This is a genomic window from Pseudomonas sp. H1_F01 (assembly GCF_054681425.1).
In genome coordinates this window covers 6,286,198-6,303,420 of sequence record NZ_CP162823.1, presented here as the reverse complement: position 1 = coordinate 6,303,420, position 17,223 = coordinate 6,286,198, and the positions used below count along the sequence as shown (strand labels likewise).

15 protein-coding genes are annotated in these 17,223 nt (G+C 60.5%); 5 read left to right on the top strand and 10 right to left on the bottom strand.

Annotated features, from left to right (window positions below):
- The first annotated feature begins 6 nt into the window (after positions 1-6).
- Together AB4O09_RS28360 and hemE are read left to right on the top strand one after the other, a co-directional pair.
- On the top strand, positions 7-1,425 hold the full coding sequence (locus AB4O09_RS28360) for an FAD-dependent oxidoreductase (protein ID WP_003196992.1): 1,419 nt from the start codon (positions 7-9) through the stop codon (positions 1,423-1,425).
- 264 nt (positions 1,426-1,689) lie between these two features.
- Positions 1,690-2,757, top strand: a complete 1,068-nt coding sequence (gene hemE, locus AB4O09_RS28355; RefSeq protein ID WP_003196993.1) for a uroporphyrinogen decarboxylase — start codon at positions 1,690-1,692, stop codon at positions 2,755-2,757.
- A gap of 158 nt (positions 2,758-2,915) precedes the next feature.
- Here hemE and AB4O09_RS28350 read toward each other — a convergent pair whose 3' ends face one another.
- Complete coding sequence (locus tag AB4O09_RS28350) at positions 2,916-4,172, bottom strand: MFS transporter (RefSeq protein WP_411738322.1); 1,257 nt, start codon at positions 4,170-4,172, stop codon at positions 2,916-2,918.
- A gap of 140 nt (positions 4,173-4,312) precedes the next feature.
- Between AB4O09_RS28350 and AB4O09_RS28345 the strand changes: the two genes are divergently transcribed.
- Complete coding sequence (locus tag AB4O09_RS28345; RefSeq protein ID WP_003196997.1) at positions 4,313-5,203, top strand: LysR family transcriptional regulator; 891 nt, start codon at positions 4,313-4,315, stop codon at positions 5,201-5,203.
- 220 nt (positions 5,204-5,423) lie between these two features.
- Here AB4O09_RS28345 and AB4O09_RS28340 read toward each other — a convergent pair whose 3' ends face one another.
- A complete protein-coding gene (locus AB4O09_RS28340) occupies positions 5,424-9,473 on the bottom strand; it encodes a dermonecrotic toxin domain-containing protein (protein WP_460107772.1) in 4,050 nt (1,349 codons plus the stop codon).
- 132 nt (positions 9,474-9,605) lie between these two features.
- Positions 9,606-10,577: an alpha/beta fold hydrolase gene (locus AB4O09_RS28335; RefSeq protein ID WP_235395366.1), complete on the bottom strand. Its 972-nt coding sequence runs from the start codon at positions 10,575-10,577 to the stop codon at positions 9,606-9,608.
- 324 nt (positions 10,578-10,901) lie between these two features.
- Here AB4O09_RS28335 and AB4O09_RS28330 point away from each other — a divergent pair, with 324 nt between their 5' ends.
- Together AB4O09_RS28330 and AB4O09_RS28325 are read left to right on the top strand one after the other, a co-directional pair.
- Positions 10,902-11,435 carry a PAAR domain-containing protein gene (locus tag AB4O09_RS28330; RefSeq protein ID WP_003197002.1) on the top strand — a complete coding sequence of 178 codons (534 nt, stop codon included), beginning with the start codon at positions 10,902-10,904 and terminating at the stop codon, positions 11,433-11,435.
- A complete protein-coding gene (locus tag AB4O09_RS28325; protein WP_308460552.1) occupies positions 11,432-11,674 on the top strand; it encodes a PAAR domain-containing protein in 243 nt (80 codons plus the stop codon). The genes AB4O09_RS28330 and AB4O09_RS28325 overlap by 4 nt, the downstream gene beginning before the upstream one ends.
- Positions 11,675-11,909: 235 nt before the next feature.
- Here AB4O09_RS28325 and AB4O09_RS28320 read toward each other — a convergent pair whose 3' ends face one another.
- The 7 genes from AB4O09_RS28320 to AB4O09_RS28290 are packed head-to-tail and all read right to left on the bottom strand — an operon-like array spanning position 11,910 to position 17,214.
- Complete coding sequence (locus tag AB4O09_RS28320; protein WP_003197008.1) at positions 11,910-12,356, bottom strand: hypothetical protein; 447 nt, start codon at positions 12,354-12,356, stop codon at positions 11,910-11,912.
- A gap of 42 nt (positions 12,357-12,398) precedes the next feature.
- Positions 12,399-13,625, bottom strand: a complete 1,227-nt coding sequence (locus tag AB4O09_RS28315; protein ID WP_003197009.1) for a beta-ketoacyl-ACP synthase — start codon at positions 13,623-13,625, stop codon at positions 12,399-12,401.
- Complete coding sequence (gene fabG / locus AB4O09_RS28310) at positions 13,625-14,353, bottom strand: 3-oxoacyl-ACP reductase FabG (RefSeq protein ID WP_003197011.1); 729 nt, start codon at positions 14,351-14,353, stop codon at positions 13,625-13,627. The genes AB4O09_RS28315 and fabG overlap by 1 nt, the downstream gene beginning before the upstream one ends.
- Entirely contained in the window at positions 14,350-14,817 is a 468-nt protein-coding gene (locus tag AB4O09_RS28305; protein ID WP_027911936.1) for an ApeP family dehydratase, read from the bottom strand. Before AB4O09_RS28305 ends, fabG begins: the two co-directional genes overlap by 4 nt.
- Positions 14,814-16,010, bottom strand: a complete 1,197-nt coding sequence (locus tag AB4O09_RS28300; RefSeq protein WP_003197015.1) for a beta-ketoacyl-[acyl-carrier-protein] synthase family protein — start codon at positions 16,008-16,010, stop codon at positions 14,814-14,816. Before AB4O09_RS28300 ends, AB4O09_RS28305 begins: the two co-directional genes overlap by 4 nt.
- Positions 16,007-16,489: a DUF3261 domain-containing protein gene (locus tag AB4O09_RS28295; RefSeq protein WP_069971218.1), complete on the bottom strand. Its 483-nt coding sequence runs from the start codon at positions 16,487-16,489 to the stop codon at positions 16,007-16,009. Before AB4O09_RS28295 ends, AB4O09_RS28300 begins: the two co-directional genes overlap by 4 nt.
- The gene (locus AB4O09_RS28290; RefSeq protein ID WP_069971217.1) at positions 16,486-17,214 is read right to left on the bottom strand and encodes a class I SAM-dependent methyltransferase; all 729 of its coding nucleotides are present in this window, start codon (positions 17,212-17,214) and stop codon (positions 16,486-16,488) included. The genes AB4O09_RS28295 and AB4O09_RS28290 overlap by 4 nt, the downstream gene beginning before the upstream one ends.
- Positions 17,215-17,223: the final 9 nt, after the last annotated feature.

Below are 17,223 nucleotides of genomic sequence, written 5' to 3'. Positions count from 1 at the left end.
TTAACAATGGCTGAACGTCTGAATAACGACTTCCAGTTCATCGATGTCGGGCGCAAGGATCCGAAGAAGAAACTGTTGCGTCAACGCAAGAAAGAGTTCGTGGAAATCTACGAACCTTTCAAACCCCAGCAGTCGGCCGACCAGGCCCACCGCTGCCTGGGCTGCGGTAACCCGTATTGCGAGTGGAAGTGCCCGGTGCACAACTTCATTCCCAACTGGCTGAAACTGGTGGCCGAGGGCAACATCCTCCAGGCCGCCGAGCTGTCCCACCAGACCAACACCCTGCCGGAAGTCTGCGGCCGGGTGTGCCCGCAGGATCGTCTGTGCGAAGGTGCGTGCACCCTCAACGACGGTTTTGGCGCGGTGACCATCGGTTCGGTGGAGAAGTACATCACCGACACCGCGTTTGCCATGGGCTGGCGTCCGGACATGTCCAAGGTCAAGCCGACCGGCAAGCGCGTGGCGATCATCGGTGCCGGCCCGGCGGGCCTGGGCTGTGCCGATGTGCTGGTGCGTGGTGGCGTGACCCCGGTGGTGTTCGACAAGAACCCGGAAATCGGCGGTCTGCTGACCTTTGGCATTCCCGAGTTCAAGCTGGAAAAGACTGTGCTGAGCAATCGTCGCGAAGTCTTCACCGGCATGGGCATCGAGTTCCGCCTGAACACCGAGGTGGGCAAGGACGTGACCATGGAGCAACTGCTCGAAGAATACGATGCGGTATTCATGGGCATGGGCACCTACACCTACATGAAGGGCGGCTTTGCCGGTGAGGACCTGCCAGGTGTCTACGACGCACTCGACTTCCTGATCGCCAACGTCAACCGCAACCTGGGCTTTGAAAAGTCGCCGGAAGATTTCGTCGACATGAAAGGCAAGAAGGTCGTGGTACTCGGCGGTGGCGACACGGCGATGGACTGCAACCGCACCTCGATTCGCCAGGGCGCCAAGTCGGTGACCTGTGCCTACCGTCGTGACGAAGCCAACATGCCCGGTTCGCGTAAAGAGGTGAAGAACGCCAAGGAAGAAGGCGTGAAGTTCCTCTACAACCGCCAACCGATCGCCATTGTCGGTGAAGACAAGGTCGAAGGCGTGAAGGTGGTCGAGACCCGTCTCGGCGAACCGGACGCCCGTGGCCGCCGCAGCCCCGAGCCGATTCCCGGTTCCGAAGAGATCATCCCGGCCGACGCCGTGGTCATCGCCTTCGGCTTCCGCCCAAGCCCGGCGCCGTGGTTCGAGCAGTTCAGCATCCAGACCGATAGCCAGGGCCGCGTCGTGGCCCCAGAGCAGGGCCAGTACAAGCACCAGACCAGCAACCCGAAGATCTTCGCCGGTGGCGACATGGTCCGGGGTTCCGACCTGGTGGTGACGGCGATCTTCGAAGGCCGCAATGCGGCGGAAGGGATCCTGGATTACCTGCAAGTCTGATCAAGCGACACCAAACCCTGTGGGCGAGCTTTGTGGGAGCAAAGCTTGCTCGCGATCCAGGCGCCTCGGTACTCAAGAGACCGCGGTGTCTTCATCGCGGGCAAGCCTTGCTCCCACAAAAAAAGCTCCCACAGTTGTTTTGTGGTGCTGCTGAACTTCATTGCACCGCGACAAATTGCCCCGATAGATAAAAGGCACGGCTCTTGCCGTGCCTTTTGCCTCGCGCTCTGAGAAAATGCCCGCACTTTTTTTCCGGATGCCGACATGACTGCCCTGAAGAACGACCGTTTCCTTCGCGCCCTGCTCAAGCAACCCGTAGACGTCACCCCGGTGTGGATGATGCGCCAGGCTGGTCGCTACCTGCCGGAGTACCGCGCCAGCCGCGCCAAGGCCGGTGACTTCATGAGCCTGTGCATGAACCCCCAGTTCGCCTGCGAAGTGACGATGCAGCCGCTGGATCGGTATCCGCAGCTGGACGCGGCCATCCTGTTCTCCGACATCCTGACCATTCCCGATGCCATGGGCCAAGGCCTGTACTTCGAGACCGGCGAAGGTCCGCGCTTCAAGAAAGTCATCAGCACCCTGGCCGACATCGAGGCCCTGCCGATCCCAGATCCGCAGAAAGACCTGGGCTACGTCATGGACGCAGTCAGCACCATTCGCCGTGAACTCAACGGTCGCGTGCCACTGATCGGCTTCTCCGGCAGCCCATGGACCCTGGCCACCTACATGGTCGAAGGCGGCTCGTCGAAGGACTTCCGCAAGACCAAGGCGATGCTCTACGACAACCCGCAGGCCATGCACCTGTTGCTGGACAAACTGGCCCAGTCGGTCACGTCCTACCTCAACGGCCAGATCCTGGCCGGTGCGCAAGCGGTACAGATCTTCGATACCTGGGGCGGCAACCTGTCGGCGGCGGCGTACCAGGAGTTCTCCCTGGCCTACATGCGCAAGATTGTCAGCGGCCTGATCCGCGAGCACGAGGGGCGCAAAGTCCCGGTGATCCTGTTCACCAAGAACGGCGGCCTGTGGCTGGAAAGCATCGCCGATGCCGGCGCCGACGCTCTGGGCCTGGATTGGACCTGCGACATTGGCAACGCTCGCGAGCGCGTCGGTCACAAGGTCGCTCTGCAAGGCAACATGGACCCGACCGTGCTCTACGCCAAGCCTGACGCCATTCGTGCTGAAGTCGGGCGTATCCTGGCCAGCTACGGCAGCGGCAGCGGCCACGTGTTCAACCTAGGCCATGGCATTACCCCGGAAGTCGACCCCGAACACGCCGGTGCCTTCCTGCGGGCGGTGCATGAGTTGTCGGCGCAATATCACGTCTGATTGCAACCCTGTCACCCAGCCTGTCCGGCCTCGTGTCGGACAGGCTTTTTATTGCCCGGTCGTTGATGTTTCCGGCGCCTGCGCCACCCAGCGGGAGCAAGCTCCCTCGCCACAAAGGGTCCACGCTGTCCCTGGTTGGGTCGTGAAGTCGTGATGGCTTAAACCTGCACATTTCCCGGCAGCAACGGTAATTTCGCCAGCTTCACCGCCACCCACAATGCGACCACCAGCAAGCCACCGATGAACAAGCCGACACCGTTCCACCCACCCAGGTGCCAGGCCACGCCGCCCGCCGTACCCGCAACGCTGGATCCGGCGTAATAGCTGAACAGATAAAGTGACGAAGCCTGGCCCTTGGCCTTGAGGGCGCGGCGGCCGATCCAACTGCTGGCGACCGAGTGGGCGCCGAAGAAACCGAAGGTGAACACCAGCATGCCCAGCACTACCAGCCACAGCGGGGTGGCCATGGTCAGCGTGAGGCCGGCCAGCATCAGTGCAATGGTCGCCCAGAGCATTTTGCGTCGGCCGAGCCTGTCCGCCAGTGCACCGACTTTTGCCGAGCTGTAGATGCCCGACAGGTACACCACCGACAGCAACCCGACAAAGGCCTGGTCCAAGTGATAAGGCTCGGCCAGCAGGCGGTAGCCGATGTAGTTGAACAGCGTCACGAACGCGCCCATCAATACGAAAGCTTCAAGAAACAGCAGCGGCAAGCCGGCGTCGCGAAAGTGCATGGTGAAGCCGTCCAGCAGGCTGCGCGGGTGCAGCGAACGAGGACGGAAGTTGCGTGACTCAGGCAGGATTCTCCAGAACACCGCTGCCGCGATCAGCGCCAGGCCGCCAATCACCAGCATCGCGGTGTGCCAGCTGACAAAGTCGATCAAGACCCCGGTGATCAGGCGTCCGCACATGCCGCCGATGGCGTTGCCGGCGATGTACAACCCCATCGCCAGGCCGATGTGCTTGGGATGGATTTCTTCGCTCAAATACGTCATCGCGACCGCTGCCAACCCGCTCAACGACAGCCCCACCAAGGCACGTAGCAGCAATACACCCTGCCAGGTCGGCATCATGGCGCTGGCAATCGTACACGCCGAGGCGGCGAACAGCGCCGCGACCATCACCGACTTGCGCCCGATGCGGTCGGAAATCGGGCCGGTGATCAACAGGCCGATGGCGAGCAGGCCGGTCGCCACTGACAGGATCAGGCTGCTCTGCGCCGCGTTGATGGAAAATTCCTTGGACAACAGCGGCATCATCGGTTGCACGCAATACAGCAGGGCAAAGGTCGCAAAGCCACCGCTGAACAGCGCCAGCACCGTGCGCATGAACATCGGCGTGCCCTTCTCGATATAGATGTCCTTGAGTTCGGCGACGACATCATCCTGCACACGCGGCGGGATTTCATGGGTCAGTGGAGCGACAGCAGTTTTCACGGTGGACCTCGCAAGGGCACGTTCTGGCAGGCAATGAAAAAAGCATATAGCCGGCTAATGATTCTATCCAATATATTGTTCGACCTGTTTAAGACGTTATACGACCTATTGGATTGCCCATGGAATTGCGACACCTGCGTTACTTCATCGCCGTTGCCGAAGAACTGCATTTCGGCCGTGCCGCGCTGGCCCTGGGCATCTCCCAGCCGCCCTTGAGCCAGCAGATCCAGGCGCTGGAGCAGGAGATTGGCGCACGGTTGTTCGAGCGTACCAATCGTCGGGTCGAATTGAGCGAGGCCGGGCGGTTGTTCCTTGAAGAAGCGCGACGGGTATTGGTCCAGGTCGATAAAGCCGCTGACGTCGCCCGCCGCGCCCAACTGGGGGAGTTGGGCGAGCTGAAAATCGGCTTCACCTCCTCGGCGCCTTTCAACTCCACCATCCCCCAGGCGATTTTTTCATTCCGGCAACGCTTCCCGGCGGTGCACCTGAACCTGCGGGAAATGAGCAGTACCCAAGTGGCCGACGCACTGGTGGATGAAGAGATCGAGGTGGGCATCATGCGACCCTTGCCGTTGCCCGACTCCTTGGTGGAAATCGAACTCAGCCGCGAACCGCTGGTAGCCGTGCTCAGTGCCAAGCATCCCCTGGCCCAGGGCAATGAAGACGGCCTGTTCCTCTCGGCCTTGGCCCAGGAGCCGTTCGTGTTCTTCCCCCGCAGCTACGGCAGCGGCCTCTATGCCCAGCTCCTGAACCTGGCCCGCGACGCCGGCTTCAGCCCGCACTTCGCCCAGGAAGCCGGCGAAGCCATGACCATCATCGGCTTGGTGGCGGCGGGGCTGGGTGTCTCGGTATTGCCGGCGTCTTACCAGCGCATGCGTATCGATGGGGTGGTGTATCGACCGCTACTCGATCCGGCAGCGGTGTCGGCGGTGTGGCTGGTCCAGCGCAAGGACCAGCGTTCGCCGATGGCGAAGGCGTTTGTGGCGTTGTTGACAGGTAATACCGAGTAGCGGGTCAAGCGGAAAAACGCCTGTGGGAGCGAGCTTGATCGCGATGCAGATATTGGATGTGCCGACGCCATCGCGAGCAAGCTCGCTCCCACCCTTGATCGTCGGTGGTCGCAGAACCTTCAATCACCGCAAATCTCCTGTGGGAGCGAGCTTGCTCGCGTTAGCGGTGCATCAGCCACCAAAGATGTTGGACGTGCCTACGCCTTCTGGGCTCTCTATCTCAATCCCCCCAGACGGTCGCCGGTTTGTTTACGTGATAATTATAGAAACCCTGGAGTGTCCACGTATCGCCCTGGCGTTCGAACGCGGCGCGCCACAAGCCCCGGCCACCTCCTGGAACCAGTCGAGCCATGTCGTACCAGTAATACTGATTGATTTTCTTCGTCGTCACCCTGCCAGCACGAATGTCATCCATGATTTCTACTACTTTCGCCCTGGCTGTTTCAGGGAAGTTATCGTAGGACATTTGCGTGTCCGCCAGTGGGCTGGTATCGACCATGAACTTGTCGGCCGCAGGCGACGGAACCGCTGAAGTAGGTGGCGTGGTTGGAGGTCGGATGCCGGTCACCCTGTTTGTCCGGGCCTGTGTCACGACCTCGATGTCGAACGCATCATAGCGGGATAAGTTTCGGGTGAATTTTGTAATCTCCTCTTCGGTAACAACCATCATCCTGCGTTGCGACTTGCCTTTGTTGGCGATGATGTAAGGGATTTCATGTTGCCTGATTTCTGTCAGTAGCCCGAGTCTGTTTCTGCGGCGCATTTCCGTACTGAAGGCATTGATGAATTTTCTTTTGTATTCGTCTTGGCGTTCGGCGGCGTTAACGTATCTTCTCCTGGCGGCCTCTACATCCGGGCCGCTCCCTGGGAATAGCGGTTCCAGCTCGGCGAGGAGTTTGGCTTGTGCGACTTCCAATATTTCGGTATGGGTATCTGCAATATTACGGACGGCGTCTCGCTTTTTTCCTCGTTCGGGGGTGATCGCTAGAAATACAGCCCCGGTGACGTTATCTGGCAATATGGTGATGGCCGTATTGAACTCACCTCGGTGATTGAACAGCTTTGGACCAAGTATTTCTATCTTGTCAAATATCAGTATTTGTTGGGCGGCTGTAAGGTTGAAGCCATCACCTCTTGATTCGATGACTTTGGTCGCAGTATCGACGTGCATCCATATGTTGATTTTATGCTTCATGTTTGCGTGGGGAATTACCTGCGTTTGATAGAGGGAGGTTATTTGTGCGCGATAAGAATCCAAGTCGCGCATGCCAACATCCTCCATGCTCTCATGGAGTATTCGTACAACCAGCTCATCAGGCATTGAATCAACAAGATTCTTTACGGTGTTGACCAATTCAACGGAGGGCCTGCGTTGGTCCGCCAAAGCACCTTCCAGCAATATGTTGCATCGCTTCTGTTGCAGGGTCTCTGGAGATCGACCGATCAGACTCTGTAAAGCCCCGCCACCCAGCAACCGCTGTCGTGCTTCAACCTGCCAACTGCCGTTTTTCCAGGTCACCGTCCGCTGGTTTGTACGGTTGTTAGGCGCGTAGATAATCCGTTCGCCTCCCTGAATCGCCGATTTGTAGAAGTACTTTCCTATGGTCAGGTAACCCTGCCCGCTGGTGTCCCTGTACCGATTGCGGCCTTCGGGGATCAACCCCTTGCTGTCAAAGCCCCTGAGGTGAAAAGCCTCCAACTCCGGATCCGGCATGCGGGGCAGGGAGGACAGCGCCGGGCGTGCCTGATGACGCCTTGCACGCGCCATGATCAGATCCTGCCCGGCTTCGGCGATGACCTCGCCCAGTCCGCTGATAAAATCACGTGTCCACTGGCTGAAGTGACCGTCTTCGACATCGATTGCCGCCACCGCCGTCCCTCCGGCCATCGTTGGCAGGATCGCACGTCCCAGTATTCCGCCCAGCCGGCCCGCAGGCGCCATCGACATCGCCCCGGTCAACAACATGACGCCGTTTCTGCGCCCCTCCCGCGCGGCTGCGCTGTCGCGTTCGGCGTTGGTCACCGTCAACATGTCCGCGGTTTTCATCGCGTGGGTTATTTGCGTTTCATACAGTGCTTGGAGCAAGTTCCCTCCAACCACGGGCGAGGAGATTTTCGTCGCAAAGTCGTTCTGTGCCCTGGTCCTCGCCCAGACGAAAGCCGACTGTGTGACTTTTCTTATCTTCTCCTCGAACGTCAGCTTTTCCGAGGCCGGCACCATGCTGGCAAGCTGTACGGCCTGCTCCAGCAGCGGCAGTTGCGAAATGAGCCAGCGGGTCATTTGTGGCGTGGCAGTGAGCGTCTGCGCCAAGGTGCTTTCCAACGTTCGACCGCTGGCCGCATCCACGTCCCTGAACACCTTGCCGTCCGGTGCTCCCGGCGTGTACAGCGTCAGCGACGGGCGGCTCGACACGGTTTTCACCCCAAACGCCAGTATCGACCTGAGCACGCTGTTGCCCCACTGCAGTTGACGGACCACCACGTCGTGCCCGTTGACCTTGGCGCGCCGATCCGGTGTCGGACTGTCCAACGCTGCCAGCACCAGGTTCAGTCCGATACTGTCCTTGTCGTGCCTCAGGTCGCCCGAGATATGGGCGGTCCACGCCTGGGCCCGTATCTGTTGCGCTTTCAGGGTCATCCATTGCGCTTGTGATTGGCGGGCGGCGAGTTGCACATCGGTCGCCAGCCGGGTGCCGATGTCTGCCCGCTCGATGGTCTCTATAATCTGCGCAAAGCTCAGCGGCCCGACGACGCTAGGCTGAGCGGCGTTGCGTTCGTCCTGGGTCAGGTTGGACATCGCCCACTCGGTCATGGAACGGCGGTCATCCATGACCCCCCTCACGCCACCTTGCGAAACCCCGGACCCGAACGGTGAGGCGCCCGTTGGTGCATGCGGGTCAGTCAGTTGTTTTCTGATACTCAGCGACACATCTTCAGGGTCGGCTGGCGGGTATTTCTCCCCGATGAAGCCGGCGAGCAGGCGACGGGTCCGCTCCCGAAGCGCCTGCGCGGTGGCCAGCGTCACCGGGTCCGCTGGGGGCGGTGTATCGACCAGGCTGCTGTGCAGGGCCTGCGCCGCCCGCCACCATGCCAGGCGGTCGTCACCGGTGATGTGGGGGAGGTCGTGCAGCCAGTCATTCAAGTTTTTCAGGTTCAGCCGCAGCTCGCGCTCGTCCATGGCGCCCGCCAGGTCCAGCTTATCGCCGATGTCCGCCGCGGCATCCAGCCTGCTCACCCAGGCGGCGATTTCCTCTTCCTCGGTCGGGCCGTTCAACAAGGTATTGCTCACGGCTGCTTTCTGCACCGCCCGCAAATCGCTGACCAAATGAACAAGGAAATTCCCTGCTATTGGTGCGGTGTCCAACCGGTCCTCAACGTTATCGTCCTCCATCAGGCTGGCCTTCAGTTCCGTCAGGCTGCCATGCACCTCCAGCGGATGACCCGGACGGTACAGCACGGCGTCCGCCGAATGATCGGTATGGTCGGGCCGTGTCAGCACGACGGCACCCGGCACCGGCAGGCTGAATCCCCAACCTTGGAGAGTGAGGCTCAGGTTGAAAACCCCGGGTCTGGTGGCCTGCGCCGCCAGATGGTCTGTCACTGCCTTGTGCATTGCCTGGCTCAGCGTTGTATCCAGCAAATGAAGATCCGCTTGTACCTGCAGTTGCGTGCCCAGTTCTTCCGCCAGCCAGTCACCGACGTTGCGGCCTCGGGTGAAATCGGCCGGTTTACTCCAGAAGTCGTCCAGGACCCGCGCCAGCAGCCGTTCATAAGACGCTGGCGTGGTGTTCAGCAGGCGTTTGATTTCCTCCTTTGCTTCACGACTGTTCAGGGCGCTGGGCACTTGGGTGATGTTGTCTTTCGTCACGACAACCTCGAGGTTGTCGATTTCGAGGAAAAACTCACGGGTATTCATCTGACCGGCAACGGCGCGCCAGAAAAGGGTCTCGAGGAAAACGATATCTTTCACTGTCCGCCGGGACATCGGCCCGTCGGGGACTCGTTTCGAAGGGGGGATAGGCTCCTCTTGCAGCGTGCACACCGACAACGTTTCGACGGCCATGGTGCCCGCCAAGGCGGGGAAGGTTCTTTTGAACCAGTAGTCCAGATGCTGTCTCGTGGCCGTCGAGGGCCAGGGAACGGCACTGTTCAAGCGGATCATGTGCTGCTGCGAGGTCGTGAGCCGGCTTGTCAGTAGGGCGCTGGCGTCAGTGACGCTATCGGCCTGCGGAAGGTTGAAAGACGGTATGGGGGCGGTATCTTCCTGCATGTGCTCTTCCTGAGAGTTTTTCGGAAGGGCAACCTATTGAAGGCAGGCGACGATAGGGTGGTAGATAGATACCGCACATACAAAGGAAGGTGCTGTACGAGCGCCTGTGACAAAGCGAATTTGACTGATTGTTTATTGTGCAAGAAAGGTCAGGATAGCGTCGCGGGTAGCCTGCGGTTGTTCTTCCAATACCCAATGTCCGGTATTGACCAGTATTAATGAGTGCGGTTGCGTAGCAATGTGCAAGGCCTGCTCGGCCAAGGTTTTACCTCTCGAATTGTCGCCGCCGATGGTGAGCAGCGGAACCGTCAACTTATTCTGGGCAAAAGCCAGGTTGTCATTCACATCATGCTCTACCCAGGCCGAATAAAGCTTGAATGCCGCCTCCATGCGCCCAGGTCGGGAGTAGTCCTCCACCAGCGCCTGGCGCACCTCTTCACGTACCGTACCGTTGCCCGCGAAGACAAAATTATCAAAAAACATGTCCAGGTAGGTTTTCTCCTGCCTCTGGATCATGGACAGGGCCGTTTTACCAAAAAAGCGAAAGTGCCATTTACTTGCCACGCCCGCTTCAATATTTCCGTTGTAAGCGGTTTCCCATCCAGGGATGCCAGGAATGAATCCATCCATCAAGATGATATGTTTGGTTTCATCGGAGTAAAGCGCGCCGTAGGCATAGGCAATGATTAAACCCATGTCGTGACCAATAATATCGACCTGCTTGATGTTCAGGAGGGATACCAGTTGGTGTAGGTCATGCGCCATGCTTTTTTTGTCATAGCCACCTGTTGAAATATCAGTTTCGCCAGCACCGCGATAATCAGGAACGATCGGGGTAAAACCAGCACGCACCAATGGCCCCATCAACGTCTCCCAGCTGCGCCAACTTCCCGGAAACCCATGCACCAGCAAAACCGGGTGTTCGCCATTACCGCTCATAAGATAGTGAAGGCGAATGCCATTCACCTGCGCATGGGCGCGGGTAAATAGCACACCGTCCACAACAATGCCGCCTTGTTCCAAGGAGGGCGATGTGGCGTGGCGTTGAGAAGACACGGCTGTGACGCCTGACCAGGCGATCGTATTCATCAATTTTTTATCCATTTTTGAAACCGGGTTTAAACATCTGAAAATGGAAAGGCAATTTTTCAAGTGGTTAAAGCCTGATGGGATCCGGAACCCCACCGATACTGTCGAAGATGACAGTTCCGACAAACGGCAAAAACAGGATTGGACTGTCAGATTCCTCTTGGCTGTAGGAAAGTGCGCATTTTCTTTTCCGAAATTTCCTGTTCGCTCCTAATGCCGTGCTGCCGGGATTGCGACTTGCTAGCGCTGCAACGTCTTATTCATTGCTCCGAAATTCGTCCGGCTTAGCGTTCAGTCCAAAGGCCAACGGATAACGTCCCTTGAACAGGAGCCTTAGTAATGAATGAACTCTTGCTGTCCCCATACACCAACGAAGTCTCTGCTGAATACCTCCGCCATTTGGACGACTTGTACTTGGAGCAACGGCAACTCGACGGTTACAGCAAAGAAGTCGTGGCATGGATTAATCGACAAAAGGCGCACGTCCAGGCTCATCCTCCCATCGCTATTTACCGAGTGGCCACCGAGGGCAGCCAGACGCGTAACGGCGGAACGATCCAGCAAGTGTCATCGTCGTTGACGTTCACCCTGGATAATGGCTGGAAAGTACGAGCCGCGCAGAAAGGCGATCAGGTTGTGTATGCCGATGGCACCACGGCACGGATCATAACCGCCGCCGGGGAAGCCAACAGCAACATCGCACTGGTCGGCAGCCGCCTGAGCAATGGCGACGAGATCATCAATACACTTCAGAGACGTTTCCTGATCATCGTGCGTGAAGGTGTGCCGATGGCAGAGGATTTTTTGCCTGCTCTCAGGCTGGCGGATGTTCATCACCTGCACTCGAATGCGATGAAGGAGAACATCCAATGAACAGGGGTTACTTCATCGGCCAGGGTGACAAGACCACGTGCGGTGGGAAAGTGCTGGATGGCGATGGCAAGGTGAACATGTTTGGCCTGCAGCATGCCCGCGAAGGTGACCGCGTCTCTTGTGGAAAGGACGGGAACACCTATCAGATCAGGGGCGGTATCGGGCACATGGTCAGCCATGGCAGGCATATGGCCGGCACCCTGGATAGCCACGTACCTGCCCCTGCAAAGCACGACTGATCCCCTCGGTATTCTGGGTCACCTACAAAAATGCAGACCCCGCACCGCAAGCCAGCCGAGTCGCTCAACTGGCTTGACGTCCCTGTGGGAGCTGCCGAAGGCTCGGGCCGCGTTCGGACGATCTTTTGATCTTTCGCTTGGGACTCAAGTGTCTGGGGAAAGATCGCAGCCTCGTTGCACTCGACAGCTCCTACACAGTTCCTATACCCCAGCGGGGACTTCAAAAGGTGCTTTTTTATTGCACCTTCGCCAAATCCCCTTTCAACGCAACACCCGCCATGATCGCGCCGGCGTGGCATTCGTAGGTGGTGGGGTCCTTGCGTTCGTTGCTCTTGTAGAAGCTGACGATGTTGGTGACGGCATTGGCGCCGGCGTTCTTGGCGGCTTGGTGCAGGCTGATCAGGGCCGATTGCAGGACCCATTCGCAGGCTACTTCATCGGATTTGTTGAAGGCGTTGGTTTTCTTGTTGGTCACCGCCCCTGGGCTGACCACGGTGACGTTGCCGGCCGGTTTGTTGCCGGCCAGGTAGAACTTCACGCTGCCGTCGATCTTGCCGGTGCGGATGGCTTCGGCGACGACTTTGTCGAACGGCAGGAACAGCGCGGTATCACGGGCCTGGCTGAGGCTTGGCAGGGTGCTGAGCAACAGGGCGGCGGTCACGGCGATTTTCTTCAACGACATCATGGTCTCCTTGACGAGGGGTAACAGGGTTTTGAATCCGATTCAGTGCCAGCGGCGGAAAATCAGCGAGGTGTTGACCCCACCAAAGGCGAAGTTGTTGTTCATCACGTATTCGTTGCTCATCGACCTGAACTCGTTACGCAGGTAATCGAGCTTGCCGCATTGGGGATCAACCTCATCGAGGTTGAAGGTGTGCACGTAGAGGTCGCGGTTCATCATTTCGATGCTGAACCAGGACTCCAGCGCGCCGCAGGCGCCCAGGGTGTGACCGAGGAAACTCTTCTGCGAGCTGATGGGCATGTGTTCGCCAAACAGGCTGCTGGTGGCCAGGGTTTCGGCGATGTCACCTTGTTCGGTGGCGGTGCCGTGGCCGTTGACGTAGCCGATGGCCGAGGGTTCGAGGCCGGCATCTTCCAGGGCCAGTTCCATGGCCCGGCGCATGGTGAGCAGTTCGGGGCGGGTGGCGTGCTGGCCGTCGGCGTTGCTGCCAAAGCCGACGATCTCGGCATGGATCCGCGCGCCGCGTGCCAACGCATGTTCCAGTTCTTCAAGCACGAGCATGCCGGCGCCTTCACCGATCACCAGGCCGTCGCGGTCCTTGTCGTAGGGGCGCGGGCTGGTTTGCGGTGCTTCGTTTTTCAGGCTGGTGGCGTAGAGCGCATCGAACACCATCGCTTCGGTCGGGCACAGCTCTTCGGCGCCACCGGCAAGCATCAACGGCAGGCGCCCGAATTTGATGGCCTCGTAGGCATAGCCGATGCCATGGCTGCCGCTGGTGCAGGCGCTGGAGGTGGGGATCAGGCGCCCGGTCAAGCCGAAGAAGATGCTGATGTTGGCCGCCGTGGTGTGGGGCATCATTCGCACGTAGGAGTTGGCGTTCAACCCTTCGGCCACGCTGTTGAGCAGCATGTTGCCAAAGGCCTTGATCTCGTCGGTGCTGCCGGTGGACGAACCGCAGGACACGCCCATGCGCCCGTCCTTGATCGACTCGTCGCCCAGCAGGCCGGCGTCGGCCAGGGCCTGTTCCGCCGACGCAACCGCCAGGCGCGAAACCCGGCCCATGCTGCGCAGTTGCTTGCGGGTCCAGTGGGCGGGGACCTGGAAGTCATCGATGGGCCCGGCCAGGCGGGTGTTAAGTTCGGTGAAACGGTCCCACTCATCCATGCGCCGGATGCCGCTGCGGTTGGCGGCGAAGTTGGCGGCGATGGTTTCCCAGTCGCTGCCTATGGAGGTGATACCGGCCATGCCGGTGACGACGACGCGCTTCATCAGCACAAGCCTCCGTTGACGGCCAGGACCTGCCGGGTGATGTAGCCGGCTTCGGCGGACATCAGGAAATTCACCGCACCCGCCACTTCTTCCGGGGTGCCCATGCGCTGGGCGGGGATCATTTTCATCAGTTCTTCCACGGGTACGTTTTCATCGAGCATGGCGGTGTCGATCAGGCCTGGCGCGACGCAATTGACGGTGATCTTGCGCTTGCCCAGCTCGATTGCCAACGCCTTGGCCGCGCCGATCAACCCGGCCTTCGAGGCGCTGTAGTTGACCTGGCCGCGATTGCCGATCAGCCCGGAAACCGAGGTGATGCAGACGATCCTCCCGGCGGCGCGACGACGGATCATCGGCATCATCACCGGATGCAGCACGTTATAGAAACCGTCGAGGTTGGTGCGCATCACCACATCCCAGTCGTCTTCGCTCAGGGCCGGGAAGGCACCATCGCGGGTCAGGCCGGCGTTGAGCACCACGCCGTAATAGGCGCCGTGGGTTTCGACATCGGCTTCGAGAATGGCCTTGCACGCGGCCCGGTCGGCCACGTCGAATTGCAGCACCCGGGCGTTGCGGCCCAGGGCCTGGATTTGCGCCTGGACCGTCTCGGCCTCGGCGCGGCCGCTGCGGCAGTGCAGCACGATGTCGTGCCCGGCCTGGGCCAGGCGCAGGGCGATGGCGCGGCCGATGCCACGGCTGGAGCCGGTGACCAGTACGGATTCAGTCATGACGGGTTTCCTGTTGCGGACGGTTCATGAAGGTAATGGGCGGCCTGGGGCGGACGGAATACGTTGAGCCGGGCCGAGGCATGGATGCCGGGGGCGTGGATGTGACATTCGAACACGCCCATGCCGTTGTCGTCTTCCAGGGAGCGCACGCCGTGGATGGTCAGCTCGACGCCGGCGGGAAAACACTCGACGTTGCATTCGAACTTGCGGGTGCCGAGCAAAAAGCCCAGGGCCACGGCATCACCCCGTTGGCGTGCATGGCAACCGGCAAACGCCGCGACGCTTTGAGCCATCAGCTCGATGCCGACCCAGGCCGGCAGCGCGCCGTCGTCGCGGTTGAACAAACCGCCGGGCTTGACGGTGGCGTGGGTATGGATCTGTTCGTCATCGAACGACAGGATCCGGTCGATGAGGATCATGTCGCCGGCATGGGGCAGCAGTTCGGCGAGCGGCCAGTCAATCATGGGGCGTCTCCGATAATCAGGCTGACGTTGTTGCCGCCGAATGCAAATGAATTGCTCATCAGGCGGCGCGGGGTGACCGGGTTCAGGTGGGTGCCGGCGGTGACCCAGTCCAGCGCCGGCAGGGCCGGATCGGCCTGGCCGTCCCAGACATGCGGCGGCAGGGCCAGGGCGGTGTTTTCTGCGCTCAGGGCCAACCAGCAGAATGCCGCTTCCAGTGCCCCGGCCGCGCCGAGAGTATGGCCGGTCATGGGCTTGGTGGACGAGCAGGGCACGCCCGCTGGAAACAGCCCGGCCACCGCCTGGCTTTCCATGGCGTCATTGTGTTGCGTGGCGGTGCCGTGCAGGTTCAGGTAGTCGATCTGGCTGGCCTCGAGGCCAGCGCAACGCAGGGCTTTTTCCATGGCCTGGCGGGCGCCGCGACCACTGGGTTCAGGTGCGGAAATATGGTGGGCATCGGAACTGGCACCGTCACCGAGCAAGGCAATCGGTGTCCCGTCACCTGGCGTCTTGCTCATGAGGAACAGCACGGCTGCTTCGCCAATGTTGATGCCGCTGCGGTTCACTGAAAACGGATTGCAGCGTTCGTTCGACACCGCTTCCAGTGCGGAAAAACCGTTGAGGGTCAGTTTGCACAGGCTGTCCACGCCACCACATAGCACGGCATCGCACAGGCCCAGGTCCAGCAGGCGCCGGGCGCTCATCAAGGCGCGGGCGCTGGAGGTGCAGGCCGTGGAAATCACGTAGGACGGACCGCTCAGGCCGAGCCAGTCGGAAAGAAAGTTGGCCGGCGCGCTGAGTTCCTGTTGCTGGTAGTCGTAGCCGTCGGGGAAGTGTTGCTCGCGCAGGTAATGGGCAATGCCCTGGCTGGCCTCATCGATCCCCGAAGTGCTGGTGCCCAACACGATGCCGATGCGGGCGCGACCGTAGGCCTGGATGGCCTGGTCGATCTCGGCGCGAATCTGCAGCCCGGCTTCCAGCAGCAGCTGATTGTTGCGGCTGCGGTGCGCCAACAGGGTTGGGGGGATGGGGGCGAGTTCACCCGGCACCGCGGCAACCGGTAATGCACGTTCGGCGACCCAGCCGTCCTTGATACGCACGCCCGAACAGTCGCCGGCAAACAGGTTGTGCGCGACGGTGTGCTTGTCGCGGCCCAGGGCACAGATCACCCCGAGGGCATTCAAATAGGCGGTCATGGGGCGTTCTCGGTCAACGGTGTGATGCGGTAGCGGGGGCCTTGGGGCAGGCTCATTTCAAAATCCAGCGGCTGCGTGTAGCGCACCTGCCAGCGGGAATCGAGGGTCCGTTGCGACGCTTGTTGCCGGGCGGTCGGGTAGTTGCCCGGCAGTTCGGCTTCGGGGGTCAGGGCGAACAACAGCGCGGCGAACAACTCCCGGGCTTCGGCATTGGGCGGCAGCAGACCGTCGGCCTGCCACTGGCCAGCGACCAGGCGCTGGCGGGCCACGGGAATGCCCAGCGGGTCCATCATCGACCAACGGATGCCGGCGTCTTCGCGCTGGATCACCAGCAGCCAGTCCTGGCGTTGGCCGGCCAATGTCCGCTCGATGTGCAGTTGCATCGGCAAGGCCAGGGTTGGCGTGCGCTCGGGCAGCGGCGCATGGCTGGCGCAGGCACTGAGCAGCAACAGGCAGCCGACAAGCAGGGCACGATTCATCCGATGGCCCCTTCGACGGGCTTGCGAGCCACCACATTGACCAGGGTTTCCTCGCGCTCGCCGAACGGTTTGGCGCGGCGCAGGCCAAAACGCTCCAGCAAGCCGAAGTCCTTGGCGCGGCTCCACCACAGGTACGGGTAGGAGATGTTGCGGGCTTCGAACTGGAAGCCTTGCTCGCGGATCATCTCCAGGTACTGCGCGGCACTTTTCTGTACGTGCATGGGATGGCGGAACAGCCAGCGAATCACCCAGGTGTCGATGTAGGCTTCGGTGGATTCGGCGAACATCAAATAGCCGCCGGGCTTGAGTACGCGATAGAACTCGGCGAGGGCTTTCTCCTGCTCCACCAGGTGATGGAAGGTCTGGTGGCAGAACAACAGGTCGACGCTGGCATCGGGCACCGCCAAGGTCGCGCAGTCGCTGCCGATCAGTTCCACGGCCATGCCTTGGCGTGCGGCTTCCTCCCGGCTCAGGTCCAGGCTGTGAGGGTCGGCATCCACGCCGATCAGGCGCTGTGGCGCGAACACCTGGCGCAGGTACTGGAATGATTTGCCCTGACCGCAGCCAGCGTCGAGCAGCACCGGGTTGCTCGGCAGCGGGGTGCTGAACAGGCTGCGCAGGTCGTTGATCGCCACGCGCAACACATGGTGCTGCCAGGTGTGGCTGCGCAGGAACCAGAAGCCGAAGCGGGTCTCTTCGACGTAGTTGTCGCTCAGGTAGCTCATGGTTGCTGA